The organism is Janthinobacterium sp. TND4EL3 (genome assembly GCF_900156175.1).
Taxonomy (GTDB): Bacteria; Pseudomonadota; Gammaproteobacteria; order Burkholderiales; family Burkholderiaceae_D; genus Janthinobacterium.
On record NZ_FTMV01000034.1, the window covers coordinates 1 to 26,690 of the forward strand.

A 26,690-nucleotide genomic window follows, 5' to 3' on the forward strand; every position below is an offset into this window, starting at 1 on the left:
ACCCCTTCCCATCCCGAACAGGACCGTGAAACAACTTTGCGCCGATGATAGTGCTGCAACCAGTGTGAAAGTAGGTTATCGTCAGGCTTGTTATTCGAAAAAACCCCCATCGGTGATCCGGTGGGGGTTTTTTTACGTCCAATGATTTGATGCATGGCATCGACCGGGTGCCACCTTGAAAGGAATATCTTGTCTGCCTTGCATACACTGGAGCAATTACGCGCGGGACAACTGGCCGGCGTGCGCCGCCTGAAGCTGTCCTGCGGCCTGACCGACTTCCCCAGCGAGATCTTCGACCTGGCCGACAGCCTGGAAATCCTCGACCTGTCCGGCAACGCCCTGTCATCGCTGCCGGATGACTTGCCGCGCTTGCGCAAGCTGCGCATCATCTTTTGCTCGGATAATCTGTTTACTATCTTGCCAGCCGTGCTCGGTTCCTGCCCTGCGCTGGAAATGATCGGCTTCAAGGCCAATCGCATACGCCACGTGCCGGCCGCAGCCTTGCCCGCCGCACTGCGCTGGCTGACCCTCACCGATAACGCCATCGAATCCATGCCGGATGAGCTGGGCCAGTGCGGGCATTTGCAGAAACTCATGCTGGCGGGAAATTGCCTGAGCAGTTTGCCGGCATCGCTGGTGAACTGCCGCAAGCTGGAACTGGTGCGCATCGCCGCCAACCGCTTCACGGCGCTCCCCGATTGCCTGCTGTCCCTGCCGCGCCTGAGCTGGCTTGCCTATGCGGGCAATCCTTTTACGGAAGCATGGGAACTGGCCGCACTGAGCGGCGCCGCGACTGCCGGCGTGGCCTGGCAGCGTTTGCAACTGGCGCAGCAGCTGGGCGAGGGCGCGTCGGGCGTCATTTATCGTGCCTGCCTCGACGATGCCGAGGATGTCGCTGTGAAAGTGTTCAAGGGGGCGATGACCAGCGATGGCTTGCCGCGCAGTGAAATGGCCGCCTGTGTCAGCGCGGGGACGCATCCGGGGCTGATTCCCATCCTCGGGACGCTCGATGCGCATCCGCAAGGGGCGATGGGCCTGGTCATGCCGCTGATCGACGTGGCCTATCGCAACCTGGCAGGGCCGCCGAGCCTGGCATCGTGCACGCGCGACGTGTATGCCGAGGGCGTAAGCTTTGACGCAGCGCAAGCCTTGGCCATTGCCCAGGGCATCGCCTCGGCCGTGTGCCAGCTGCATGGGCGCGGCATCGTGCATGGCGACTTGTATGCGCACAATATCCTGCATGCGGACGGCGGCGCCTGCCTGCTGGGCGACTTCGGTGCGGCTTCGATGTTTGCGCCCGGCTCGCCGCAAGGGGACGTGCTGCAGGGCATGGAGGCGCGCGCCTTTGGCGTGCTGCTGGGCGAGTTGATGGCCCATTGTCCGACCCCCTTGCCGGCCCTGCAGGCCATGCAGGAAGCTTGTCTGCAGGAAGAAATATCGCGGCGGCCCTTGTTTGCCGAGATCGAGCGGCAATTGCTGGAAATGTTCCAGGCATAAAAAATGGCGCAGCCCGTGCAGGCTGCGCCATTTTTATGTCAGGCTGGCAAGATTCAACCGGCCACTGGCTCTTCTTTTTCCGGCAGGGCGATCTGGTTGTCGACGCTGAACTGGTAGTCCTTGAAGACGTGTTCGGCCGTCAGGATCTGGTATTCGCCATTGTCGAGCTTATGCGTGGTGTCCTTCAGGCGATACGTGTAATGGCCGCAGGTCCAGCAGTTGAAGTTGCGCATGTGCGTGCACAGGCAAGTCTTGTCCATCACGACGACGGTCTTTTGCTCGGGATGGGCCGCCACTTCGCGGTTGTACGAGTTGATGTACGCGCAGTTGCCCGTCGCATCGAGCAGGTAGCCATACGATTCGCAGCCTGGACGGATGCCGGCGCCGATGGCGGGCGTGTTTTTCAGCATGCGCATCGGGTAACCGGTCGGCGAGACGCCGTTGACGATGATGTCTTCTTCCGAGGCCTTGTAGTATTCCTGCTTGACCTTGTTTGGCAAGCCGCATTCCTTGGTGACGGTAAAGCGCGTCGCCACTTGCACGCCGGCCGCGCCCGCTTCCAGGAAGGAAACGGCGTCGCTGCCCGTGAAGATGCCGCCGGCGGCGATCAGCGGGATGTCCAGCTGTTCCGCTTTCAGGTAGGCCAGCAGTTCAGCCGTGATCGTGTGCAGGTCGTAATTGGCCCAGTCCATGCCGAAACCCAGGTGGCCGCCGGCCAATGGTCCTTCGACGATGATGAAGTCGGGCAAACGGTCCAGCTTGGCGTTCTTGCGCAGGAAAATCTGCAGGGCGCGCACGGACGAGACGATGATGCCCAGCTTGGCGTCACGGAAACGCGGATGGTCGGCCATCAGGGCAAACGAGCCGAAGTGCAGACCGGCCGACAGCGTGATGCCGTCGATACCCGCGTCCAGTGCCGCATTCAGGCGCACGCGCAAGGTTTCGCGGGGGCCGTTCATGGTCAGCTTTTCCATGCAATTGACGAAGATCAAACCATCGCCTTTTTTCGCTTCCATGGTGCGGCCGATATGCAGGCGCTGCGCTTCCGCCAGGCGGCCCAGGTCGAACTGCACCACGGCCTTGTCGCTGTTATTGATGTTGAACTTGTACAGTTTCGTCTTGTCTTTGACGAAGGTGGTGTCGAAACGGCGATCCGACACGTCTTCCACCATGGCATCGGAGATATGGCCGATACCGTTCAGCCGGGCCGCTTCCAGGGCCAGCTCCGACGTGGAAATATCCACACCCATTCCGCCTATCATGATGGGCACATATTCTTTTTTGCCAAATCGCAGGCGGAAATCATCAACACGTTTCATTGCTATCCTTAGACTACCGTGGTTATCACTGAGCCAGATGTACGGTCAAGCCCGCTGCCGGTCAGGCGCGCGGGCGCATGTAGCTGTGCGCAGCTTCAATTCTACCCCAAGCGGGCGGGCCCTCCGGGGCAGCTTGCCGCCATGCGGGCGCAAGCGCAGGCCGGAGCATGCGCTCTTCGAAATTAATCGCGGAAATTATTAAATTCCAGCGGCATGTCGGGCACGTCCTTGCGCAGCATGGCCATGGCCGCCTGCAGGTCGTCGCGCTTGGCGCCCGTGACGCGCACGGCTTCACCCTGGATGCTCGCTTGCACTTTCATCTTGCTGTCCTTGATGACGCGCACGATTTTCTTCGCGTCATCCGATTCGATGCCATTCTTGATCTTGATGATCTGCTTGACCTTGTCACCGCCGATCTTCTTGATGTCGCCTTCGTCGAGGAAGCGCACATCGACCTTGCGTTTGGTCAATTTATTGGTCAGCACGTCGCGCACCTGGCTGAGCTGGAATTCCGAATCCGCGAACGCGGTCAATTCGTTTTCCTTGTGCTCGACGCGGGCATCACTGCCCTTGAAATCGAAGCGGGTCGAGATTTCCTTGTTGGATTGCTCGACTGCGTTCTTGACTTCGATCATATCGGCTTCGGAGACTACGTCAAATGACGGCATGGTCTGTTCCTTTTCTTGTTAAAGCGAGCGCGCGCTCGGCGCGCTGGGCCTTGGCGGCTGATTCCGCGCCATGGGACGGCCCTGTTAAAGATGCGACATTTTAACGGACAACGGGCAAGTCGCCCTTGTCCTGAGGTGGTTTTTTGTCGCTTTCGCTCTATAATCGAGCAAAATTTCCCTATCCCATGCATCCAGAGCTCACCATCGAACACAATTACAACCTCCAGCGCCTGAATACCTTCGGCATCACGGCCCATGCGGCCGCCTACGTACGCATCACTTCGCAGGCCGAGCTGCACGCGGCGCTGCAAGATCCCGTCTTGTCCGCCATGCCGCGCCTGATACTGGGCGGCGGCAGCAACATCGTGCTGACCGGGGACTTTCCCGGCGTGGTGCTGCACATGGCCACGCGCGGCATGCGCCTGGCGCAGGCGGATTTCGACACGATACTCGTCACGGCCGCGGCCGGCGAAAACTGGCACGATTTCGTGCAGTGGACCCTGGCGCAAGGCGTGGGCGGGCTGGAAAACCTGTCGCTGATCCCCGGCACGGTGGGCGCGGCGCCTATACAGAATATTGGCGCGTATGGCGTCGAAATCAAGGATTATCTGCATAGCGTGAGCGTCATGCACAGTGCCAGCGGCATCGTCTTCGACATGGACCGCGACGCCTGCCGCTTCGCCTACCGCGACAGCATCTTCAAGCAGGTCGACGGGCGCGAGCTGATCGTGCTGGAAGTGACATTTGCCTTGCCCGCCCAGTGGCAGCCGAACCTGCGCTACGCGGAACTGGCGCAGGCCGTGGCCGAGCGTCATCTTGCCGAACCGACGCCGCAACAGGTGGCCGAGACGGTGATGGCGATCCGCCGCAGGAAATTGCCGGACCCGGCCGTCATCGGCAATGCGGGCAGCTTCTTCAAGAATCCGGTGGTGTCACGCGAGCAATGTCTTGCCTTGCTGGAACGTTTTCCCGCCTTGGTGCACCATGCGCAGCCCGATGGCACGGAAAAGCTGGCGGCCGGCTGGCTGATCGACCAGTGTGGCTGGAAGGGAAAGAACCTGGGGCCCGCGGGAGTGTATCCCAGGCAGGCACTGGTCCTCGTGAATAATGGCGGCGCTCGTGGCGCGGACATTACCCGGCTGGCGGAAGCGATACAGGATGATGTAGAGGCGAAATATGGCGTGCGCCTGTCGCCCGAGCCTGTGTTTATCTAATTAAGCAAAGTGGCAGACGTAATCGAGCGTCTCCACCGTTTCAATATCAAAATAGCTATTGCCCGGCACCTTGAATTGCGTGCCCGCGCCATAGCTGTTCCATTCGGTCGCGTCGGCCAGGCGTACCTTGCACAGGCCGCCGACGATTTCCATCGTTTCCGGCGCGCCCGTGTTGAAGCGCAACGACGACGCGAAAATCACGCCCACGCTTTTTTTCGTGCCATCGGCCAGGATGACGTTGTGCGACACGCACTTGCCATCAAAGTAGATGTTCGACTTCTTGACGACGCTGACATTGTCCAGTTGTGTGCTCATGCTTCACTTTCCTTGGGGTTAAAAACTATTCGCTGGCGTCATCGGCGCTCAGCACGCTGTTGCGTCCGCCGCGCTTGGCCGCGTACAGGGCCTGGTCCGCGCGGTTGATCAGTTGTTCGATCGTCGTGCGTGGCGATGGCACCACCGTGGCCACGCCGATCGAAATGGTGACGATGCCGGCCGGCGCTGCCGGGTTCTCGATCTGCAAGCCTTCCAGGTGGCGCCGGCACGCTTCGGCGATCAGCAGCGCCCCGGCCGGTTCCGTTTCCGGCAGGATCAGGGCGAATTCTTCGCCGCCGTAGCGGGCAGCCAGGTCGGCCGGCCGCTTCAAATGTTCGGTCAGCACGGCGGCCACCTTTTTCAGGCACAGATCGCCCGGCAAATGGCCGTAGTGGTCGTTATAGCTCTTGAAATGGTCGATATCGCATAACAGCAGGCTCAGGGGCGTCTTGTCGCGCTGGCCCCGCTGCCATTCGAATTGCACGGTTTCATCGAAGCGGCGGCGGTTGGCGATGCCCGTCAAGCCATCGAGGGCTGCGAGTTTCTGCAGTTCAATATTTGCGTCAGCCAGGTTCTTTTGACTTTCACGCAGGAAACGAAATGCCTGGTCGCGCTGCAGCCGGCTGATGTGCGCGTTGGAGTGGTAGCGTATGCGCGCCAGCAATTCCAGCCGGTCCGGCAGCTTCACCACATAGTCGTTGGCGCCGACGGCAAAGCTGTGCGCCTTCAGTTTCGGGTCGTCCTTGGCCGACAGCACGATGACCGGCACATGGGCCAGCGCCTCCTGTTCACGGTACAGCTTGATCAAGCTGAAGCCATCGATGCCAGGCAGCACCAGGTCTTGCAGGATGACGGTAGGTTGCAAACGCTGCGCCGTGTCCAGCGCCTGGCTGGCGTCGGTCACATAGTGAAACTCGATATCCTGCTGGTCGCTCAGCATGCGCCGGATTGCCTCGGCAATGATCAGCTGGTCGTCCACCAGCAGGACGCTGACCTTGAATTCGGTCAATGCGGGTTCGTGCTGGATGAAGCTGGAGGAAAATTCTGGCATTGCATTCTTTTCAGATGTTAGGGGAGGGCTCCCACCCATTGTTGAGTTTGGCGCCCAGGCGGCTGCGCAGGCTGGCGCCTATTCTATCCAGGGGCAGGATGTATTGCGCCGCATCAAGTTCGGCTGCCGCGCGCGGCATGCCATACACGGCGCTGCTGGCCTGGTCTTGCGCGATGGTGGTCTTGCCCGCGCGGCGCATGGCCAGCAAGCCGTCGCCGCCGTCGCGCCCCATGCCTGTGAGCAATACGCCGATGGCGTCGCCGCGCCAGTGCTGCGCCACGCAATTGAAGAAGACATCGACGGACGGGCGGTACACATAGTCGCGTGGTGCTGCATCGTAACCCAAACGATAATTTTGATCTAGCAGCAGGTGATCATTGGTCTTGGCGATCAACACCGTGCCCGATACCAGCTCGTCGCCGTCGGCGATCACGCGCACGGGCATGTTCAGCTGGTCGTCCAGCCATTTGGCGAAGTGCGAGGCGAAGGTTTCATCGATATGCTGCACCACGACGATGGCGCAGCCGGGCGGCGCCGTCCAGCCGGCCAGCACCTTGGCTACCGCTGAGGGCCCGCCCGTCGAGGCGCCGATGGCCACCAGGGTCGATACCTGGCCGTCGCCGCGTTCGCCGTTGGCTGGCGCCTGGCGCGGCGGCGGTGCTTCGGCGCTGTGGCGTATCAGCTTGCCAATGGTCTTGATTTTCGCCAGCAGTTCGCTGTCGCCGCCCACCTCTCCCTGCAGCACGGGCGTGGCCGTGACGTCGAGCGCGCCCGCGCCCAGCGCGCGGAAGACCTGGTTGACATTGTCCTGCGGCCGGCCCGTGACGACCAGGATAGCGCACGGGCTCTGCTCCATGATCAGGCGCGTCGCTTCCACGCCATCCATCTCGGGCATGTTCAGGTCCATCAGGATCAGGTCGGGGCGGTTGCCTTCGCACATGCGCACCGCTTCGAGCCCCGTGCGGGCGATCCACAGCACCTGGTGCTCCTGCGTGCTGGCGACCACCCTGCGCAGGGCCTCGGCGGCCATGGCGACATCGTTGGCAATGGCAATTTTCATGTATGACGGCTCATAAGCGGGCATCTCCTATCAGGTCGGCCACCGCGTCGAGCAAGGTCTCGTCGTGGAAGCTGCCTTTGGTCAGATAATAGTCGGCGCCGGCGGACAGGCCGCGCGCGCGGTCTTCCGGACGGTCCTTGTACGAGACGATCATCACCGGCAGCTTGTGCAGGTGCAGGTCCTTCTTGATCAGCGAAACGAGTTCGATGCCGTCCATGCGCGGCATGTCGACGTCGGTGATCACCAGGTCGTACTCGCCGCTGCGCACCACGTTCCAGCCATCGATGCCGTCGATGGCCACGTCGACGTCGAAGCCGCGCGCCAGCAGCAGCTTGCGCTCCATCTCGCGCACCGTCAGCGAGTCGTCGACCACCAGGATGCGCTTGGCGCGGCGCTGCTGCGCGTGGCCGGCCTGCGCCAGCTGGTGCAGGCCGCCCTCGTGCAGCAGCTTCTCGATCGACAGCAGCAGATCGGGCACGTCGAGGATCAGCACCGGTTCGCCGTCGTCGAGCAGGGCGGCGGCGGAAATATCGCGCATCTTGCCGAAGATCGGGTCGATGGCCTGCACCGCCAGGCTTTGCTCGCCGCGGATGGCGTCGACCACCAGCGCATAGCTTTGCTTGCCCCGTCCCACCACCACCACCGGCAGGTCGGTGGCGCCCGTATTCGCCTCGCCCAGTTCCAGCACCTGCGCGGCCGACACGAGGCCCAGGTGCTCGCCCTTGAGCTCGAAGAACTGCTTGTTTTCCAGCGTGTGGATGGCCGCCTGCGGCACGCGCACCACGCTTTCCACCTTGACGATGGGGATGGCGTAGGCTTCGCCCTGGATGTCGATCACCAGCGCGCGCACGATCGACTGCGTCAGCGGCAGGGTGATGAGGGCGCGGAAACCGCGTCCCGGCTCCGATTCCAGGCGCACCGTGCCGTTTTGCTGGCGTATCGTCTCGTGCACGATGTCGAGGCCCACGCCGCGCCCGGACAACTGGTTCGCCGTGGCTTTCAGGCTGAAGGCGGGCAGGAACAGGAATTCGAGCAGTTCGCCCGGCGACAGCGCGGCCGCCATGGCGGGACTGGCCATCTTGCGCTCGATCACGGACTGGCGGATTTTTTCCAGGTCGACGCCGCGCCCGTCGTCGCTGATCTCGATGCTCAGCATGCCGGCGCGGTGGCGCGCCTCCATGCGTATCGTGCCCATCGCTTCCTTGCCCGCGTCGATGCGCTCGTACGGGCCTTCCATGCCATGGTCGATGGCATTCCTCAGCATGTGGTTCAGGGGGCTTTCGATCTTCGCCAGGATGTCGCGGTCGACCAGGGTGTCTTCGCCGTCGATTTCCAGCTGCACTTCCTTGCCCAGGCTGCGCGCCAGGTCGCGCACCATGCGCGGAAACGCGTGGATGCCGTCGCGGAAAGGACGCATGCGCAGGGCCAGCACTTCGTCGACCATGCCCTGCGAGACGGCCAGCAGGCGCCGTTCATAGGTTTCGATGTCGGCGATGTGCTCGAGCATGAACTGCTTCAGGGGCTGCGTCTTTTGCAGCGCCAGCAGGGATTTTTCCATCAGGCCCGCGTCGCCCGAGCGGGAAATGGCGACGTGCAGGTGTTCGATGGCGGAAAACAGGCTGCTCTGGTTGCGCTTGAAGCGCTGCAGGGCGCCGATGAAGGGATGCATCTGGTGCGCATTGATGCGCGATTCGCTGGCCAGCGACAGCAGCTTGTCGAAATTCTGTGCCTGCGCCTTGGCCGGTGCGCCTGCGCCCGCCCGTGGCGCGGCGGCAGCGGCCGTTTCTTCGCCGGCCAGGCCGCTGGCCAGGGGAACTTGCTGTTCAGTAACTTCTGCCGGCAATGGCGCCGCTGCAGCCAGTGGCGCCGGCGCCGGCGCCGCTGGCGGGGCCGCAGGCAGGGCCGGCAGTTCCGGCAGCTCGGCGATGCCGGCGATGGCGTTCAGGGTCCGGTCGATCTGCGCCGCGTTGGCGGCCAGCCACGCTTCGGCGCCCGCGTCGTCCAGGCGCGACAGCTGCACGATCAGGTCGACGCCCGACAGCAGCACGTCGACCCGTTCCGGCGTGAGTTTCAGGCGGCCATGCTGGGCAGCAACAAAACTGTCTTCCATGCCGTGCGCCAGCTGCACCACCACCTGCAGGCCGACGATGGCGGCCGCGCCCTTGATCGAGTGCGCCGCGCGCATCATCGACTCGACGGCGGCGGCGTCGCCCGCATGGCGTTCCATGGCCAGCAAGCCGTCGGTGAGAATCTGGGTCTGGCTGTCCGCCTCCATGCGGAACAGGTCCAGCATGGAAAAGGCACTCAGGTCGCCGTGCTGGTCCTGGCTCATCGTAATAGTCTCGCAAGTTGAAAGCCGATCAGCGCCGTGTCCAGGCAGCCGATGCGCATGTCGCCCTCGGTGATGACACCGGACAGGAAGCGCGACAGGCCCTTGTTGATGGTGGCGGCCGGCGCCTGCACGGCGCTTGATGCGTAGCGCACGATGCCGTGCAGGTCGGCCACGGGCAGGGCGTAAGCCTGTTCTTCCCAGCGCATCAGCAGCAGTCGGGCGAAGGTGTGGCGGCCGCGGGCCGCGGGCGCGCCCTGTTCGTCGATGCCCAGCAGGTGCGCCAGCGACATGCATGGATACAGCTTGCCGCCGATATTGACGATGCCCGCCAGGCCGCGCCCGCTGCGGTGCGGCAGCACGTGCGGCCTGGCTTGCGGCGCCACCGAGTCGAACACCTGCGTGGGCAGCGCCAGCCATTCGCGGCCGATGCGAAACACCAGCGCGGAGCAGTCGCGCGCGGCTCCGCCCGCGTCCAGCCGGCGGAAATGGCTGGCCCATTCCTGCTGGTAGTGCGCATCCACGGGGCGCTGCAGGTTGCGCTGGGCGGCGCCCGCATACACGTCGCAATTGCGGCAATGCACGTTGGCGGGCAGCCTGGGGCAGCTCTGGTCGCCGACGACGCCGATACGGTTCCAGCAGTCGTCGATGGTTTCCAGAGTCTCGCTGGCGATGATGGTTGTCATGCGTGCCCCTTAGTTGGTGGCCTGGCGGCGCTGGTAGATGCGCGCCGCGCGCGCCTTCAGCGTCACGGCGGCCGTATGGTTGCCGTTGCGCCCGGCCAGCAGGGCCAGATGGCACAGCGCCTCGTAGTGGTCGGGCTGCAGGTAGATGCAGCGGCGCCAGTAGTCGTCGGCCAGGTCCATCTTGCCGGCCAGTTCATTGATGATGCCCAGCATGAAATACGCTTCCGCCGCCTCGGGCACGCGGGCCAGGTGGGCATGGCATTTTTCGCCCGCTTCGCGCAGCTGGCCGCGGTCGGCCAGCAGGCGCGCCTCGGCCAGCAGGTCCGCTGGGGCGGCCGGCGCTGGCGGGGAAGAGGGCACGGACACGGGCCGCGTGCGCACGGCCGCTGGCGCGACGGGTGCGGCAACACGCCTCGGCGCGGGCGGCACGCCGCGCAGCGCGGGCAAGGGGGACAGCGGCGCCAGCTGGATGGCTGCTGCCGGCGGCGCCGTATCCTTCTTCAGGGCGAAGGCCTGGCGGAACTGCAGCGGCGCAAAGCCGTTCTGGCAGAACGAGGGCACTTCCGCATAGCCGGCCAGCAGCATGCCGTCATCGGCCAGCAGGGCCGACAGATTGGCGATGGCCGCGCGCGTGGTCGGTTTGTCAAAATAAATCAGCAGGTTGCGGCAGAAGATGACGTCGTAGTGGCGGCTGTAGGTGGCCGTGTCGAACTGCAGCAAATTGCCCTGCCTGAAGGTGACCTGTTCGCGCAGGGCGTCGATGATGCGGTAGGCGTCGTCGGCCACGTGCGTGAAATAGCGTTCGCGGAAGGCCACGTCCTGGGCGCGGAAGGCGTTGCGGCCATAGATGCCGGCCTGCGCCCGCTCGATGCAGCCGGGACTGAGGTCGTAGGCGTCGATGCTGAACGCCTGTTTCGGCACGCCGCCGTCGCGCAGCGCCATGGCCATCGAATACGGTTCCTCGCCGCCGGCACACGGAATCGACAGGATGCGCGTGGCGCGTCCGCGTGCCCAGCGTTCCTGCACCAGTTCGACGGTGGCGTAGAACGCCTGCGGATCGCGGAACAGCCACGATTCAGGCACCACCACCAGTTCGATCAATTGCGTCATTTCGGCCGGCGTGAGCGCCTGCAGATAGGCAGCGCTATCCGTAAAGCCCGTCTGCTCCATGCGCTGGCCCACGGCCCGCTCGGCCACGGTCCTGGAGACGGACAGGCCGGTGGCGCGGCGCAGCAGGGTTTGCGCCGTCATGCCGCGCTCGCGGATGGAAACAGCAGCGCGCGCACGTCGGGCGGCAGCAGCTGCTCCAGTTCGACCAGCTGCACGATGCCGTCGGCGTCGCTGGCCACCTGGCCCAGGAAGGGCGCCGTCGCCACGCCGCTGTCTTCCAGCCCTTGCGGGTCGATGTCGGCGATGCCGCGCACCTGCGACGCCAGCAGGCCCAGCGCGTGCATCGTTTCGCCGCCTGGCGCGCGGTAGTCGACGATGACGATGCGCGTGTCGAACTGCGCGGCGGCGGCCGGCAGTCCGGCCAGGCGCGACAGGTCGATCACGGGCACGGGCGTGCCATGCAAGTCCATCAGGCCGGCCACGTAATCGGGCGTGAGCGGCAACTGCTTCAGTTCCAGCAGCGGCAGCACGCGCGCGATGCCGGCCAGGGGCAGGCCGTAGCGGTCGCGTCCGATGTGAAAGAGCAGTACTTTCATGGGATCAGATGGTCACGGCGAAGGTCGACACGCTCGACTGCAGGTCGCCCGCCGCATATTGCAGCTGGTGCACCGCTTCGCTGGTGGCTTTCAGGGATTCCACCGTCTGCTGCGTGGCGTCATTGAGCTGCATCATGGTGTCGGAAATCTGCGAGGCGCCGATGGCCTGCGACTGCATGCCTTGCAACACGGCATCGAACTGCGGCGTGAGTTTCTGCACCTGGTCCATCACGGACGACAGCTGCTCGGCCACTTGCCGCACTTCGCCCACGCTGCGGCGGATTTCTTCCGAGAATTTATCCATGCCCATCACGCTGGCCGATACGGCCGATTGCATTTCTTTTAACATTTGCTCGATATCCCAGGTCGAGACCGAGGTCTGGTCGGCCAGGCGGCGGATTTCCGTCGCCACGACGGAAAAGCCGCGGCCCGCCTCGCCCGCCTTTTCCGCCTCGATGGCGGCGTTCAGCGACAGGATGTTGGTCTGGTCGGCCACTTTCGTGATGGTGATCAGGACGCTGTTGATATTGCTGGCCTTTTCCGACAGGGCCGCCAGCTTGGCGTTGATGGAATCGGTGGCCGAGACCATGTGCTGCATGGTCGAATCCATGCGCTTGAGGTTGTTTTGCGCTTCGGCCGTGGCATTCGTCGTGTAGTCGGCCACGGCGGTGGCGTCTTCCATGGTTTTGAGCAACTGGCTCGTGTTGGCCGAAATTTCCTTGGTGGTGCTGAGAATTTCAACGCTGGTTTGCGCTTGCTCAATGCCCGTGGCCTCCTGCTGGCGCGCCGAGGCGGCGATTTCCGTGGCCGACGTCGTCACCTGGATGCCGGCCTTCTGGACATTGTTGAGCAGGCTGCGCAGGTTCTCGAACATCTTCGCCAGGCCGTTGCCCAGCTGGCCGATGGCGTCGCTGCCCGTGATGCCGACCTTGCCCGTCAGGTCGCCCGAAGCCGCCTTCGACACGACTTCCAGCAGGGAATCGACCTTGGCGCGCAAGGTGTTCGTCGCGGCCAGCTCATTGGCCTGGTTGTCCTGGATGGTTTGCGCCATGCGGTTGAATTCTTCCGTCACCTTGCCCAGCTCGTCGCGCGAGAGGATGGCGGCGCGCGCGCCCTGTTCGCCGGCGGCGATGCGGCCGACGGCATCCGTCAGGCTGTTCAGCGGGCCGAGGATGGAGCGGCCCAGCAGGTAGGAAATGCCCAGCGCCAGCACGACACACAGCAGGCCGCCCAGGGCCAGGGTCAGCATCATGGTTTCCTGCAATTTTGCCGTGGTGGCCGTGCGTTCGGCCAGCAGGCGCGATTCTTCCGCCGCCACCTCGTCGAGCAGCTTGTTCGCCTGTGCCACGGCCGGATAGCCCGATGGCGGCATGGTGCGCGCCACCGCTTCCGTGGCGCCCGGGCCATTGCCCAGCGCGCGGCGTTTTTCGATCAGGGGCGTGATCCAGTCCTTGACCCAGGTGGTGGTCAGCTGGTCGATCTTGCGGAAGCGTTCCGACTGCACCTTGTTATCGACCGTCATGGCGATGGCTTTTTGCGTGTGCTGGCTCAGTATGGCCGTCTCGTCCGTTTCCGGCGTCAGCGAGGCTTCATTGCCGGTCAGGATGTAGCCGCGTACTTCCACCTGGATTTGCAGGATGGAATTGTGGATCTTGTCGATCTCGACCAGCACGTCCATCGTGTGGCGGTCCCATGCATTGGCTTCCGACAGCCGCGAAAAACTGTTGTAGGCCACGCCCAGCAGGATCAGGATGATGGCCACGATGGAGCCGAAGCCCAGGTACAGTTTATTCTTGATACTCAGGTCTTTGAACATGGGAGGGCTCCGAAGGCGGGAAGGTCAGCACAATTGCACTGTAGCATTTTGCCACGCAGACAGCAAAATGGGGACAATCCGGCACGTGGCGGGGCGTAAATCGCGCACGAGTGCGCTGTAAATGCAAAAAAGCCGCCCGAAGGCGGCTTTTGCTGGGAGGAAAGGAAGCGTTGCCGCCCCCCTCGTCCAGCTTATTTTTGGCCGCGCTTTTCGCGGGCGATGGCGGCGATGCGCATGCGCAAGGCGTTCAGCTTGATGAAACCGCCGGCATCGGCCTGGTTGTAGGCGCCGCCGTCTTCGTCGAAGGTGGCGATGTTCATGTCGAACAGCGAATCGGTCTTCGAGTCGCGCGAGACGACGATGACATTGCCTTTGTACAACTTGATGCGTACCCAGCCGTTCACGGTTTCCTGCGTGTGGTCGATCAGGGTTTGCAGGGCGACGCGCTCGGGCGCCCACCAGTAGCCGTTGTAGATCATCGACGCGTAGCGCGGCATCAGGTCGTCTTTCAGATGGGCAACTTCGCGGTCCAGGGTGATCGATTCGATGGCGCGGTGGGCCTTGAGCATGATGGTGCCGCCCGGGGTTTCATAGCAGCCGCGCGATTTCATGCCGACATAGCGGTTTTCCACCAGGTCCAGGCGTCCCACGCCATGCTTGCCGCCAACCTTGTTCAGTTCGGCCAGCACGGTGGCGGGCGACATGCGCACGCCGTTGATGGCGACGATATCGCCTTTTTCGTATTCGATGTCCAGGTATTCCGCTTCATCCGGCGCCTTTTCAGGGCTGACGGTCCAGCGCCACATGGTTTCTTCCGCTTCGGCGCTCGGGTTTTCCAGGTGGCGGCCTTCAAAGCTGATGTGCAGCAAGTTGGCGTCCATCGAGTACGGCGCGCCGCCGTTCTTGTGCTTCATGTCGATTTCGATGCCGGCGTCTTCCGCGTACTTCAGCAGTTTTTCGCGCGACAGCAGGTCCCACTCGCGCCAGGGGGCGATGATCTTCACGCCCGGTTTCAGCGCGTAGGCGCCCAGTTCGAAACGCACCTGGTCGTTGCCCTTGCCGGTCGCGCCGTGCGAGATGGCGTCGGCGCCCGTGGCGTTGGCGATTTCGATCAGGCGCTTGGCGATCAAAGGACGCGCGATCGAGGTGCCCAGCAGGTATTCGCCTTCATAGACGGTGTTGGCGCGGAACATCGGGAAGACGAAATCGCGCACGAATTCCTCGCGCACGTCTTCGATATGGATGTTTTCCGGCTTGATGCCGAACTTGATGGCTTTGGCGCGTGCCGGTTCCAGTTCTTCGCCCTGGCCCAGGTCGGCCGTGAAGGTGACGATTTCGCACTGGTAGTTATCTTGCAGCCATTTCAGGATGACGGAGGTGTCGAGTCCGCCGGAATAGGCCAGGACTACTTTTTTAATGTCGCTCATATTGCTTCCAGTTGTCGTTGTCGAGGTATGTGGTGCGATGCTGCCGGGATTTCTGCAATTCCAGGCGAATTATTGGATTTTACCGAGTAACAGGTATTCGATCAGGGCTTTTTGCACGTGCAGGCGGTTTTCCGCCTCGTCCCACACGACCGATTGCGGGCCGTCGATCACTTCGGCGGCCACTTCCTCGCCGCGGTGGGCCGGCAGGCAGTGCATGAACAGGGCGTCGGGCGCCGCGCGGGCCATCTTCGCGCCATCGACGATCCAGCCGTCGAAGGCGGCAATGCGGGCCGCGTTTTCCGCTTCGTAGCCCATGCTGGTCCACACGTCCGTGTTGACCAGGTGCGCGCCTTCGCAGGCGTCGGACGGGTTGGCGAAGAAGGTGTAGCGCGCCGTCTTGACTTGCGCCAGATCAATGTCGTAGCCCTTCGGCGTCGATACGTTGACGTGGAAGCCGAACACTTCAGCCGCCTGCAGCCACGAGTACAGCATGTTGTTGGCGTCGCCGATCCAGGCGACGACCTTGCCGGCGATCGAGCCGCGGTGTTCGATATAGGTGAAGATATCGGCAAACACCTGGCACGGGTGGTGTTCATTGGTCAGGCCATTGATCACGGGCACGCGCGAATTGGCGGCGAAGCGCTCGATGATGTCCTGGCCGAAGGTGCGCACCATGATGATGTCGCACATGCGCGACATGACCTGGCCCGCGTCTTCCACCGGCTCGCCGCGGCCCAGCTGCGAGTCGCGCGTGTTCAGGTAGATGGCGGCGCCGCCCAGCTGGTGCATGCCGGCCTCGAAGGACAGGCGCGTGCGCGTGGAATTCTTTTCAAAGACCATCACCAGGGTGCGGTCGATCAGCGGATGGTAGATTTCGTAATTCTTGAACTTGCGCTTGATCAGATGGGCGCGTTCGATCACGTATTCATACTCGTCCAACGTGAAATCGGAGAACTGGAGGTAGTGCTTGATCGGTTTTTTTGTCGACATAATGACCACTTGAAGATGCGCAGGCCGCCGGCGGCGTGCCTTTCCCGCCGGCTTGCATCAGCGACGAAGCTTTCTCGCTGATGACGGCCTTGCCCGGCGCGCTGCTGTGTTGATCGTCGTCCGCGCACGCTGGCGGCGCGGAACGATGCGGTTTGCCACGTTGAAAATAATGCAATGGCAGGGACTTCAGCCGTTCAATTATAAGGGTTTTGCTTTTAGATTGGAAAGACCGTCCGGACGGGTACTTGTATAGGCAAGCAAGCGCGTCCCCGCGCCACGCTAGTAGATGCTGGCCGGGCTGGCGCTGTCGAGCTGTGGCGCCACCAGCGGCAGGTCCAGCGTGAAGCGCGTGCCGGCAGGGCTGCTGGCCACTTCGATGGTGCCGCCCAGCAGGGCCGTGACGATGTTGTAGCTGATCGACAAACCGAGGCCGCTGCCGCCCTGGCCCAGCTTGGTGGTAAAGAAGGGGTCGAAGATGCGCGACAGGTGCTGTTTCGCGATGCCGCCGCCATTGTCGGCAAACACGATCCGCACGCGCGCGCCGTCGGGCGTCGCCGACAGGCGCATGCAGCCCGTGCCGGCGGCGCCGTCGTTGGGCCCGGGGGGGAAGGCGTGCAGCAGGGCGTTGTTGATCAGATTGGTGATCACCTGGCCGAACGGCCCGGGATAACTGTCCATGGCGATGCCGAAATCGATTTCCGTCTCGATGCGGTTGCCCGAGCCGCGGATGCGGTTCATGACGGTGGCGATGATTTCATTGCTCACTTGCTGCAGATCAAACTGGCGCCGCTGTTCGGTGGTGCGGTCGACGGCCACCTGCTTGAAGCTGTTGACCAGGTCGGCCGCGCTGTGCAGGCTGCGCAGCACCAGCGCCGCCGCCTTGCCCGCATCGTCGATGTAGGCGGCCAGGTCGGAGCGGCGCAGGCCGGGACCGTTCATCAGGCGCTCCACGTCTTCCGTCTTTTGCTGCATGGTGCTGGCGATCAGCAGGCTGTTGCCGATCGGGGTATTGAGTTCGTGCGCCACGCCGGCCATCAGCGAGCCGAGGGCGGCCAGCTTTTCCTGCGACACCAGTTGCGCCTGAGCATCTTGCAACTGGCGGTAGGCGCTGGCGTTGTCGAGCGCGATGGCGCCATACGCGCACAGGGTGCGGAAGATCAGGCGTTCGCGTTCGCCATAGGCATCGGCATGGCAAGCCTGCACCGTCATCACGCCCAGCACGCGCTCGCCCACGGTCAAGGGCACGTACAGCACGCTCTGGTTATGCAGGGTGCCGGGCACCGTGTAGGCATGGCGCCTGGGCGGCACCTGGGCGATATACACTTCGCGCCGGCCCAGCAGGCAGCGCACGGAATAGGCGCGTGGATTACTCAGCGGAATGGTATTGTCGGGCAGGGGGCGGCCCGCTTCCATGCCGTGCGCGCGGCGCAGCGCCGTGCCGGCTGGATCGAGCATGTAGACGGCGAAGGTGTTGACTGGAAGTAATGCATGCACATGGCGGTCCAGCACCTGGAACACGGCGCCGGCGTCGAGGTGGGTGGTGATTTCCTGGCCGATGGCCGACAGGCGCTCCAGCGTGTCGCTGGTCTGCTGCAGCACTTCGGCGCGGCGCGCCTCGGAGGCGGCCAGTTCTCGGTGGTGATAGCCTTCCGAGCGCGCGTGTTCCGTCTGGTGGTAGACCTGCATGGCCGTGGCGCGGTTGTTCGCCTGCTGGGTGTGGCTTTTTTCGCGCGCCATGCCCGCATCGAGGGCGATATCGTAGGCGCGCGCATAGTCGCCCGCGTGCGCATATTCGCGCGCCAGCGCATCGAGCAGTTCGCCGGGCGGGGTATAGCCGTCGATGGAGGCGGCTACCTGCAGCGCCTGGTGCAGATAGTGGAGGGCCGGATTGCGCTCGGCCATGTTGGGCGGCGGCGGCAGTTCATGGCGCGCATGCAGCATGGCCAGCACGCGCAGCGCCGCCACCTGGTGCATGGCGTCGCCCTGCGCGACGGCCATCTGGCACGCCCGCTGCGCCGCCTGGTGCGCTTCGTCGGGGCGGTCCAGGTAGGATAGCGCGTGCGCGCTGCCGCGCTGCGCCATGCTGCGGAAATCGGCCTGTCCCAGTGCTTCGGCGCGCTGCGCCAGGCGGCTGAAGGCGTCGAGTGCCGTGTCGTAGTCGCCCTTGTCCAGGCTCAGTTCGCCCAGGTGCAGCAGGGCGTTGGCATAGGTGCGCGCACCGGTAACGGGCGCCAGGGTCTGCAGCGCCTCGCGCAGCAATTCCTCGGCGGCGCCCAGGCGCCCCAGCTTGCGCAAGGTTTCGGCCGCATGCGTCTGGCAAGCGCCGATGCTGCGGGGCCAGCCTGTCGGGCGCGCCAGGTCGAGCGCGCACTGCATCCATTCGAGAGCCGATTCGTGGTCGTTGAGGCTGGCGAAACAATCGCCGATATTGATGGCGGCCGTGATGGCGCCGCGCAGCTGGCCGCTTTCCAGCGCCGCCTCATAGCTTTGCATGTAGTGGCCGGCGGCCGTGCCCAGGTCGCGCGAGCGGTGGGCCAGCAGGCCATGGAAATCGTGTACCCAGGTGGCCAGCGGCGCGGGCAGCTTGCCGCCATCGGCCTGGAATTGCCTGCTCCAGCGGGCCTGGGCGGCGGGCGCATCGCCCAGGACGGCCCAGCGCGCCGTGGCCGCGTCGGCCAGGCTGGCGCGCATGGGATCGCCGGCGCGGCGCGCCTGCTCGGCAGCCGCCTGCAGTTCGGCGTCGCGGCGCACGTGGTCGCCCCGGTCGACGGCGATCGAGGACAGCAGCCAGTGGGCGTCGGCGCAGGCGGCGCTGTTGCCGTGCGCGCACAAGGTGGCGTGCGCGGCCAGGGCCTGGGTTTCTGCCGCATCGAGTGAACCTTGCAGCCATGCCACTTCTGCCTGCACCAGCTGCAGGCGCGCGCGCGCCTGTTCCAGTGCGGCCGTGTCCAGGCCGGCCAGCGGCAGCAGCAAATGGGCTTCCGCGCTCAGCTGCATTGCTCTAGCGCAATCACGTTGGCGCAAATGCCAGGACAGCAACAGCAGCAGCGGGACGCGCCCGGCACCGCGCAGCGGCAGCAAGGCGCTTTCCCATTGCGCTACGTCATGTTCGAGCGCGAACATTTCCATTCGAGCATACTCCCTGCAAACAGTGGCGCCAGCCTGCGACGGGACAGGCCATGCGTCATGGCATTGTAAGCTGCATTCAGGGGAATTGTTCAGCTTGCAGGACTGAATTGTGCGTCGCGCGCCGGCGCCACGGCGGGGCGTTGCCTGCCCGCCGTGCCACACGTGAGCGGCTGCGCCTAACGCGACACGAGGCGGATGCCGGCGCTGCCGGAAACGGTACTGGCGCTGCGCATGGCGGCCGGCATGCGCAGGCCCGGCAGCAGCTGGGCGTCGTCGATCACCACGTGCTCGCCTTCATTGCTGAAGACGAAGGTCGCGCCCCGTTTGCTGGCGAACCGGCCAGGGCCGGTGGGGTAGATTTCCACGGCGGGCTTTTCCTGGAGTTCATGGTCGCTTATCAGGCGGCTGTAGAAATGGTTATCCGATTCATGGATTTCCATGCGTTGTCCATTCGACAGGCGGTACTGCTGTTCTATGCTCAGGGCTTCCTGTGCTGTAACGTGGTAGTAGGCGCCGGTCGAGACGCGCACGCTGTCCGTGGCCGGCGGCGAGGCTGCCGTCTGGGCCTGGGCGGCGGCGCTGGCCAGCGCGAAGATGGCAAGGACGATGGGGAGGGGGCGTTTGGCATGCATGACATTCACCTTCGATCAGGATGGCTGGATTATGAGAGTTAGATCGCGTGGTCGCTGGCAGGTTTCCGGCAGGGACTGGTGTCAAGTTAGCAAACGCGCCTGGCCATCGCCAGCGGCAGGCGATGGATAGCGGGTTTCATGCGATGAAGCGCATAAAACGGCGACCGAATGGTTTTGGGATTAAAGTCGGCAGGCAAGTCCGGCTGAGAAATTAAATTTTGTCAGCCGGGCTTTTTCTGTTGCTATATTTGTGTGGGGCAACTGCTTAATACAGCGTCTGCGCCGATTCGTGCAGCAGCTGGCCATACAGGGTATGGCGCATCTTGGCGATCTTGCCTTCGGACAAGGCTTGCAGGATGGCGCACTGCGGCTCGATCAGGTGGCGGCAATTGTAGAACTTGCAACCGCCGAGGTAGGGCTGGAATTCGCGGAAGGCCCGTTCGAGCATGCCTTCGGACAAGTGGTACAGGCCGAATTCCTGGAAGCCGGGCGAATCGATGATGGAGCTGTTGGCGCCCAGTTCGTCGAGCTTGTACAGGCGCGTGAAGGTCGTCGTGTGCTTGCCCGTGTCGAGCGCGGCCGAGATTTCGCGCACGGCGATGTCGGCGTCCGGCACCAGCAGGTTGATCAGGGATGACTTGCCCATGCCCGACTGGCCGATCAGGATCGACGACTGGCCCGCCAGCAGCGGCGCCAGCGTGGCCACGGCGTGTTCCGGCTCGGCGCGCGCCGACACTTCATCGACGGGATAGCCCATCGAGGAATACGGCAGCAGGCGTTCGCGGGCGCGCTCCAGCGAGGCCGTCACGTCCGTCTTGTTCAGGATGATGCGCGCCTCGATGCCGGCCGCGTCGGCCGCTACCAGCGAGCGCGAGATCAGGTCGTCGGCAAAGCCCGGCTCCGTCGCCACGACGATGAACAGCTGCGTCAGGTTGGCCGCCAGCAGCTTCGATTTGTACTGGTCCGAACGGTACAGCAGGGTCTTGCGTTCCTCGATGCGGTCGATGACGGCCTGGTCGTTCGAGGTGCGCGTCAGGTGCACGATGTCGCCCACGGCCACATTGGTTTTCTTGCCGCGTGTCACGCATTGCAGCTTGGCGCCATCCACGTCGGCCAGGTAGTGGCGGCCGTGGGCGGCGATGATGACGCCTGTCAACTTGCCTTCGCTCATGGGGCCACCTGGCTGCTCTGGAAGATGAGGTCGGCCTTGGCGGCGCAGATGAAGTCGTTTTCGGACAGGCCGCCAGCGCCCTGGTTGACCGAATGCGTGTCGTAGCGCACGGCGCAGGTTTTGTAAGTAATGATGAGCTCCGGATGGTGGTCTTGCGTATGGGTCATGTAGGCCAGGGCGTTCACGAACGCCAGGGTCTGGTAGTAATTCTTGAAGCCGTAGTCGCGGCACAGCTTGCCTTGTCGCACGGTCCATTGCGGCAGCAGCGCGTGCAGGGTGGCGACGCCGGTGTCGCCCAGCGCGTGCTGGCGTGGCGTGCAGGACAGTTGGGCCAGCTCTTGCAGTGTCGTTGGCGTACTCATGCTGCGGCTCCTTTCAGGTGGCGGATGCGCACGCTGGCCGGCGGGTGGCTGTCGTAGAAGGCCGAGTGCAGCGGGTCGGGCGTCAGGGTCGACGCATTGTCTTCGTACATCTTCACGAGCGCCGACACCAGATCGTCCGCCTGCGTGTGCGTGGCGGCAAAGGCGTCGGCTTCGAATTCGTGCTTGCGCGAGCTGAGCGAGGTCAGCGGTCCCAGCAAGAAAGTGAATACCGGCAAGGCCAGCATGAACAGCAGCAGGGCCAGCGCGTCCGTCGGCTGGCCCGTCAATGCCAGCGCGACAGGGTCGACGCCGAGGCCCGCATAGAACCACGGCTGCGATTTCAGGAAGCCCAGCAGTGCCAGAAAGCCCAGCGAGATGACAAACATCATGGCGATGCGCTTGACGATGTGCTTGAGCTTGAAGTGGCCCAGTTCATGCGCCAGCACGGCCTCGATTTCCTGCGGCGCCAGGCGCGACAGCAGGGTGTCGAAGAAGACGATGCGCTTGTTGGCGCCAAAGCCCGAGAAATACGCATTGCCGTGGGCGCTGCGCTTCGAGCCATCCATGACGAACAAGCCTTTCGAGGCGAAGCCGACGCGCTGCATCAAGCCTTCGATGCGGCTTTTCAGCGCTTCGTCGGCCAGCGGCGTGAATTTGTTGAACAGGGGGGCGATGACGGTAGGAAACAGCACCATCATCAGCAGCTGGAAGCCGCTCCAGACGAACCACGCGTACAGCCACCACAGGCCGCCACTTTTCGCCATCAGGGTCAGCACGACCCAGATCAGCGGCAAGCCGATGGCCGCGCCCAGGCCCACGCCCTTGAGCATGTCGGTGAAGAACAGCTTGCGCGCCATGGTGTTGAAGCCGAAACGTTGTTCCAGCACAAACTGGCGGTAATAGTCGAAGGGCAGGTCGATCAGGCCGGAAATGACGGCAAAGGCGGCGATCAGGCCGATCTGATACAGCATGGGCGAACCGGCGCCCATCCATTCATTCAGGTGCAGCGCCAGCCATTGCAGGCCGCCCAGCAAGGTAAAACCGATCAGCACGGCATAGTTGACCAGCAGGGTCAGCAGGCCGAACTTGGTCTTGGCCACCGTATAGTCGGCCGCCTTCTGGTGCGCGGCCAGCGGGATTTTTTCCGCGAATTCGGGCGGGACAGCGGCGCGGTGGGCCAGCACGTGGCGGATCTGCCGCGAAGCGAGCCAGAAGCGCACGGCCAGGGTCAAAACGAGGACGGAAACAAACAAAATCGAAAACGCGAGTGAATACATTCTGTGCCTGTGAGAAAATGGCTGATTATTTAGTTTGATTAGGCCAAGAGAGAATTATGTCACAAGCGACCGACTTAGCTGCATCCACCCCCGCACCCACCGTGCCCGCACGTCCCAACGAAATGAACCTGGTCTGGGTCGACATGGAAATGACGGGCCTGGAGCCCGATACCGACCGCATCATCGAGGTGGCGGTGGTGGTGACGGACATGCACTTGAACCTGCTGGCCGAAGGCCCCGTGTTCGTGATTCACCAGTCGGATGAAACCCTGAACAAGATGGATGCCTGGAACAAGGGCACGCACGGCCGCTCGGGCCTGATCGACAAGGTGAAAGCGTCGACCGTGACGGAAGCGCAGGCGGAAGCGGAACTGATCGCGTTCCTGAAGAAATACGTGCCGGCAGGCAAGTCGCCCATGTGCGGCAACACCATAGGCCAGGACCGCCGCTTCATGGTGCGCGGCATGCCGAAGCTGGAAGCATTCTTCCACTATCGCAATGTTGATGTATCGACATTGAAAGAGCTGTGCAAGCGCTGGAAGCCGGAAATCGCCACCGGTTTCAAGAAACACCAGAAGCACACGGCGCTGGCCGATATCCTGGAATCGATCGAAGAATTGAAGTACTACCGCGAGCACTTTATCAAGCTGTGATGTGAAGACGCCTCGCAAAACCTGCTGCGCGTCGGTATAGGCGGCCTGCGATGCTCACCGTACCTTCGTACGGTTGCGCTTCTTAGCCACCTCTCCCTTCCGCTCGCTACGGTTTTGCGGGGCGTCGCGAAGTTTCCGTTACAATCGTTTCAAAGTCGAAATCGAGGCTGTGCCAAGCCCCATCCTCGTCCCGCCACTCCAGCGCAAACGGTCCCGTTTGCCGTAAAGCCGTGATCCAGCGCACTTCGCCTGGCTGGCGGAAATATTCCACGCACTGGCCGAACGGCTGCTTCAGCCGGCACAGCACCAATCCCTCGCCCGCCACGGCGCACCATTGCTCATTGATATCGATCAAGGCCACGGCCGGGTCGCCATAGAATTCGCCCAGGCTGGCGTGACGCCCATCGGCGGCCGTCACGCTGGCCTGTTCGTATTCGTGCTGCACAATATAGTCGGCGCTGCGCGCCAGTTCGTGTGTCGTCATGCTGTCTCCACGGTGGGCCAGACGGTTTCCTGGTCGGCGCGCGCCTCGGCGATCAGCCATTCGCAGAACGCATGCACGAGGGGCCGCGTTTCCGCCTGGGGCGAGCGCAGCAGATAATAGCAGTGGGGGCCGCGCACCGCGTGTTCGAAGACGCGCACCAGGCGGCCCGAGCGCAGGTCGTCGCCGATCAGGGGGCTGGCGGCGATGGCCACGCCCTGGCCGCTGGCGGCCGCGTCCAGGCATAGATAGGTGTGTGAAAAGCGCGCGCCGCTGTTGCCGCTATTGCCGCTGTAATGCACGCCGCAGCTGTGCAGCCAGCGCGTCCAGTCGATTTCGCCGGGCAGGTGCACTTCCGGCTCGTCGTGCAGCAGCGGATAGCGCAGCAGGTCGGCGGGCTGGCGCAGGCTGGCCGCGTTGGCGCGGAAATCGGGGCTGCAGACGGCGGAAAACCATTCTTCCATGAGTAAATCGACTTTGAGGCCCGGATAGCGGCCCGGTCCCAGGCGGATGGCCACGTCCACGCCGTCGCGCGCCAGGTCGACCGGGTGCATGGACGCCAGCACGCGCAGTTCGATCTGCGGGTAGCGGTCGCGCAGCCGGCCCAGGCGCGGCATCAGCCAGCGCGAGACGAGCGAGCTGGTGGCCGTCACCGTCACCACCTTGTCGTCGCCCTGGCGCCGCGCCTGTTCGGACACATCGGCCAGCTGGTTGAGGATCGGCCCCAGCGAGGCCGCATAGCGCTGGCCGGCGCTGGTGAGCACCACGCCGCGCGGCAGGCGCTGGAACAGGACGATGCCCAGCCACGCTTCGAGCTGTTTGACATGGTGGCCGATGGCGCCGGCCGAGACGTGCAATTCTTCGCCCGCGCGCTGGAAACCTTCATGGCGGGCAGCCGCCTCGAAGGCGTGCAGGGCGGCGAGCGGTGGCAAGGGACGTGACATGGCAGTCTTCCAGGGAATTGAGCCTCAGTAAAATTCGGCCTATCCGTGAAGAATATTGGTTTGTTTCATTTTGCGCAAGCGAATATGATGCCGCTTATGCGTGAAACGACCCGCAATAGGATTCACGCATGCATTATCTTCCAGCCTTGCCATTTATTTATATTTACAACGCCTGGGAAACCGTCGCGAACGGCAGTGATTTGTGGCTGAGAAGCGCAACCGTACTTGTACGGGGCCGCCGAGGCGGTGAGCATCGCCGGCCGCAAAGCGCGACGCGCAGCAGGTTTACCCAGGTGTTACTGAAAGAGGTTTAGTCATGTCTGATCGCCGCGCCGTTGCGCTGGTGTTGTTGTCGGCCGCCGGTTTCGGCAGTTCCGCCGTGTTTGCCAAGGCGGCCTATGCGTCCGGGGTCAATCCGTCGACCATGCTGGCCTTGCGTTTCGTCATCGCCGCCATGCTGTTGCTGCCGCTCGTGTGGCTCGGTGGCTGGCGCCTGCCGCGCGGCCGCCTGCTGGCCGGCTACATGCTGATGGGGCTGATGTACACGGCCCAGTCGCAAGGCTATTTCAATGCCTTGATGTATGCCAGCAGCGGCCTGTGCGGCATGCTGCTGTATGTGTATCCGGTGCTGGTGACGATCCTGGCGCTGGCGCTGGGCTGGGAAAAGCTGGACCGGCGCATGCTGGTGCTGATGGCGCTGGCCATTGCCGGCATGGCCATCACCCTGGGCGGCAAGCTGCAGGGCCAGCCCATCGGCATCGCCCTGGCCTTGATGGCGGCCGGCGTGTACGCCGTCTACATTCTGTTTGGCAACAGCCTGTCGAAAAGCCGCGAGAATATTCACCCATTGGCCGCTTGCGTCGTGATTTTGGGCACGGCTGGCCTGTCGAACAGCGCGATCGCCTTGTGGCAAGGTGTTTCCTTCCCGGGCACGGCGACGGGCTGGCTGGCCGTCAGCGCCATCGCCCTGTTTTCGACGGCCATCGCCATTGCGGCCTTCTTTGCCGGCGTGGCGCAGATCGGCGCGGCCAAGGCGTCCATCATTTCCACCTTCGAGCCCGTCATCACGATGGCCTTCGGCGTGACCCTGCTGAAGGAATCCGTCAGCGGCACGCAATTACTGGGCGGCGCCATGGTGCTGGCCGCCGTGGTCTTGCTGGCGCAGCGCCCCTCGCCCAAGGCGGCGGCCATGCCTGCAGCACAGGCCAGCGCCTGAGCATTTTTTCCTGATCTGATCGGCCCAACCGATCGGTCTCCTTTGGCGCCGCGACAGGTTTCCTGTCGCGGCGTTTTTTTTTGGCTCTGTCTCCGTTAAGTAGGGGAACGCCAGGAATTTTGCTCTGCCCCGGCTGTCTGACTGTCTATATCAGACAAACAGGAGCCTTCCATGCAGCACGCCAAATGGATCCGTTTTATCGCGCAGTTTGCCCAGCTGAGCCGCCGCCAGCGGCAGGCAGGGATCGCCCTGCTGCGTGGCAACACGCCACACGACGCCACCGTCGCATTGCTTGAAAGCGTGGCACAGCCGCATTTGGCTTGTCCCGCCTGCCACAGCAGCCATGCTCACCGGCACGGTCATGCGCACGGACTGCAGCGCTACCGCTGCGTGCCGTGCGGGCGCACCTTCAATGCGCTCACCGGCACGCCGCTGGCGCGCCTGCGCCATAAATCGCTGTGGCTAGCCTACGCCGATTGCCTGCTGGCATCGGCTTCCGTGCGCAAGGCAGCAAACCAGCTGGGCGTGCACCGCAACACCACCTTTCGCTGGCGCCACCGGTTTTTGACGCTCGCCAGGACGGACCGGCCGCTGTGCCTGCATGGCATCGCCGAGGCCGACGAGCTGTATCTGCTGGAATCGGAAAAGGGATGCCGCCGGGGCGGCCACGCCCGCCAGCGCGGCATTTCCAGTGAACAAGTCTGCATCCTGGTGGCGCGCGACCGCACGGGACAAACCCTCGATTTC

24 protein-coding genes are annotated in these 26,690 nt (G+C 63.6%); 5 read left to right on the forward strand and 19 right to left on the reverse strand.

Going from position 1 to position 26,690, the window contains the following annotated elements; genetic code table 11:
- Window positions 1-198 precede the first annotated feature (198 nt).
- The gene (locus BXA07_RS28115; protein ID WP_244556437.1) at window positions 199-1,497 is read left to right on the forward strand and encodes a leucine-rich repeat-containing protein kinase family protein; all 1,299 of its coding nucleotides are present in this window, start codon (window positions 199-201) and stop codon (window positions 1,495-1,497) included.
- A gap of 53 nt (window positions 1,498-1,550) precedes the next feature.
- Here BXA07_RS28115 and BXA07_RS28120 read toward each other — a convergent pair whose 3' ends face one another.
- The gene (locus BXA07_RS28120) at window positions 1,551-2,816 is read right to left on the reverse strand and encodes a nitronate monooxygenase (RefSeq protein ID WP_076573004.1); all 1,266 of its coding nucleotides are present in this window, start codon (window positions 2,814-2,816) and stop codon (window positions 1,551-1,553) included.
- 182 nt (window positions 2,817-2,998) lie between these two features.
- Entirely contained in the window at window positions 2,999-3,484 is a 486-nt protein-coding gene (locus tag BXA07_RS28125; protein ID WP_076573005.1) for a YajQ family cyclic di-GMP-binding protein, read from the reverse strand.
- 185 nt (window positions 3,485-3,669) lie between these two features.
- On the opposite strand from BXA07_RS28125, the gene murB reads away from it, so the two are divergent.
- A complete protein-coding gene (gene murB, locus BXA07_RS28130) occupies window positions 3,670-4,698 on the forward strand; it encodes a UDP-N-acetylmuramate dehydrogenase (protein WP_076573006.1) in 1,029 nt (342 codons plus the stop codon).
- Here murB and BXA07_RS28135 read toward each other — a convergent pair whose 3' ends face one another.
- The 15 genes from BXA07_RS28135 to BXA07_RS28205 form a co-directional block, all read right to left on the reverse strand.
- Window positions 4,699-5,013, reverse strand: coding sequence for a pyrimidine/purine nucleoside phosphorylase (locus BXA07_RS28135; RefSeq protein ID WP_076573007.1), 315 nt, complete (start codon window positions 5,011-5,013; stop codon window positions 4,699-4,701).
- Window positions 5,014-5,038: 25 nt separating this feature from the next.
- Window positions 5,039-6,064, reverse strand: coding sequence for a diguanylate cyclase (locus BXA07_RS28140; protein WP_076573008.1), 1,026 nt, complete (start codon window positions 6,062-6,064; stop codon window positions 5,039-5,041).
- A gap of 10 nt (window positions 6,065-6,074) precedes the next feature.
- Complete coding sequence (gene cheB, locus BXA07_RS28145; RefSeq protein ID WP_076573009.1) at window positions 6,075-7,124, reverse strand: chemotaxis-specific protein-glutamate methyltransferase CheB; 1,050 nt, start codon at window positions 7,122-7,124, stop codon at window positions 6,075-6,077.
- Between the two features lie 10 nt (window positions 7,125-7,134).
- Complete coding sequence (locus BXA07_RS28150; protein WP_076573010.1) at window positions 7,135-9,456, reverse strand: hybrid sensor histidine kinase/response regulator; 2,322 nt, start codon at window positions 9,454-9,456, stop codon at window positions 7,135-7,137.
- Entirely contained in the window at window positions 9,453-10,139 is a 687-nt protein-coding gene (locus BXA07_RS28155) for a chemotaxis protein CheW (protein WP_076573011.1), read from the reverse strand. Before BXA07_RS28155 ends, BXA07_RS28150 begins: the two co-directional genes overlap by 4 nt.
- A gap of 9 nt (window positions 10,140-10,148) precedes the next feature.
- A complete protein-coding gene (locus BXA07_RS28160) occupies window positions 10,149-11,390 on the reverse strand; it encodes a CheR family methyltransferase (protein ID WP_076573012.1) in 1,242 nt (413 codons plus the stop codon).
- Window positions 11,387-11,845, reverse strand: coding sequence for a chemotaxis protein CheW (locus BXA07_RS28165; protein WP_076573013.1), 459 nt, complete (start codon window positions 11,843-11,845; stop codon window positions 11,387-11,389). The genes BXA07_RS28160 and BXA07_RS28165 overlap by 4 nt, the downstream gene beginning before the upstream one ends.
- Before the next feature lie 4 nt (window positions 11,846-11,849).
- A complete protein-coding gene (locus tag BXA07_RS28170; protein WP_076573014.1) occupies window positions 11,850-13,661 on the reverse strand; it encodes a methyl-accepting chemotaxis protein in 1,812 nt (603 codons plus the stop codon).
- A gap of 191 nt (window positions 13,662-13,852) precedes the next feature.
- Window positions 13,853-15,088 carry an argininosuccinate synthase gene (locus tag BXA07_RS28175; protein WP_034759383.1) on the reverse strand — a complete coding sequence of 412 codons (1,236 nt, stop codon included), beginning with the start codon at window positions 15,086-15,088 and terminating at the stop codon, window positions 13,853-13,855.
- Window positions 15,089-15,157: 69 nt separating this feature from the next.
- The gene (gene argF, locus BXA07_RS28180) at window positions 15,158-16,078 is read right to left on the reverse strand and encodes an ornithine carbamoyltransferase (protein WP_076573015.1); all 921 of its coding nucleotides are present in this window, start codon (window positions 16,076-16,078) and stop codon (window positions 15,158-15,160) included.
- A 279-nt stretch (window positions 16,079-16,357) separates the two neighbouring features.
- The gene (locus BXA07_RS28185; RefSeq protein ID WP_244556436.1) at window positions 16,358-19,201 is read right to left on the reverse strand and encodes an ATP-binding protein; all 2,844 of its coding nucleotides are present in this window, start codon (window positions 19,199-19,201) and stop codon (window positions 16,358-16,360) included.
- A gap of 182 nt (window positions 19,202-19,383) precedes the next feature.
- The gene (locus BXA07_RS28190; protein ID WP_076573017.1) at window positions 19,384-19,839 is read right to left on the reverse strand and encodes a hypothetical protein; all 456 of its coding nucleotides are present in this window, start codon (window positions 19,837-19,839) and stop codon (window positions 19,384-19,386) included.
- 265 nt (window positions 19,840-20,104) lie between these two features.
- Window positions 20,105-21,010 carry a ribosome small subunit-dependent GTPase A gene (gene rsgA / locus BXA07_RS28195; RefSeq protein WP_034785059.1) on the reverse strand — a complete coding sequence of 302 codons (906 nt, stop codon included), beginning with the start codon at window positions 21,008-21,010 and terminating at the stop codon, window positions 20,105-20,107.
- Window positions 21,007-21,372, reverse strand: a complete 366-nt coding sequence (locus BXA07_RS28200; RefSeq protein WP_076573018.1) for a 4a-hydroxytetrahydrobiopterin dehydratase — start codon at window positions 21,370-21,372, stop codon at window positions 21,007-21,009. The genes rsgA and BXA07_RS28200 overlap by 4 nt, the downstream gene beginning before the upstream one ends.
- The gene (locus tag BXA07_RS28205) at window positions 21,369-22,649 is read right to left on the reverse strand and encodes a M48 family metallopeptidase (RefSeq protein WP_076573019.1); all 1,281 of its coding nucleotides are present in this window, start codon (window positions 22,647-22,649) and stop codon (window positions 21,369-21,371) included. Before BXA07_RS28205 ends, BXA07_RS28200 begins: the two co-directional genes overlap by 4 nt.
- Window positions 22,650-22,705: 56 nt before the next feature.
- On the opposite strand from BXA07_RS28205, the gene orn reads away from it, so the two are divergent.
- The gene (orn, locus tag BXA07_RS28210) at window positions 22,706-23,302 is read left to right on the forward strand and encodes an oligoribonuclease (RefSeq protein WP_170909761.1); all 597 of its coding nucleotides are present in this window, start codon (window positions 22,706-22,708) and stop codon (window positions 23,300-23,302) included.
- Between the two features lie 106 nt (window positions 23,303-23,408).
- On the opposite strand, the gene BXA07_RS28215 is transcribed toward orn, so the two are convergent.
- Together BXA07_RS28215 and gcvA are read right to left on the reverse strand one after the other, a co-directional pair.
- Window positions 23,409-23,786 carry a hypothetical protein gene (locus BXA07_RS28215; RefSeq protein ID WP_076573020.1) on the reverse strand — a complete coding sequence of 126 codons (378 nt, stop codon included), beginning with the start codon at window positions 23,784-23,786 and terminating at the stop codon, window positions 23,409-23,411.
- Window positions 23,783-24,727: a transcriptional regulator GcvA gene (gene gcvA / locus BXA07_RS28220; protein ID WP_034759349.1), complete on the reverse strand. Its 945-nt coding sequence runs from the start codon at window positions 24,725-24,727 to the stop codon at window positions 23,783-23,785. Before gcvA ends, BXA07_RS28215 begins: the two co-directional genes overlap by 4 nt.
- Window positions 24,728-25,043: 316 nt before the next feature.
- On the opposite strand from gcvA, the gene BXA07_RS28225 reads away from it, so the two are divergent.
- On the forward strand, window positions 25,044-25,943 hold the full coding sequence (locus tag BXA07_RS28225; RefSeq protein ID WP_076573021.1) for a DMT family transporter: 900 nt from the start codon (window positions 25,044-25,046) through the stop codon (window positions 25,941-25,943).
- 171 nt (window positions 25,944-26,114) lie between these two features.
- The coding region (locus BXA07_RS28230; RefSeq protein WP_139335830.1) for an IS1595 family transposase at window positions 26,115-26,690 on the forward strand (576 nt) is incomplete at its 3' end.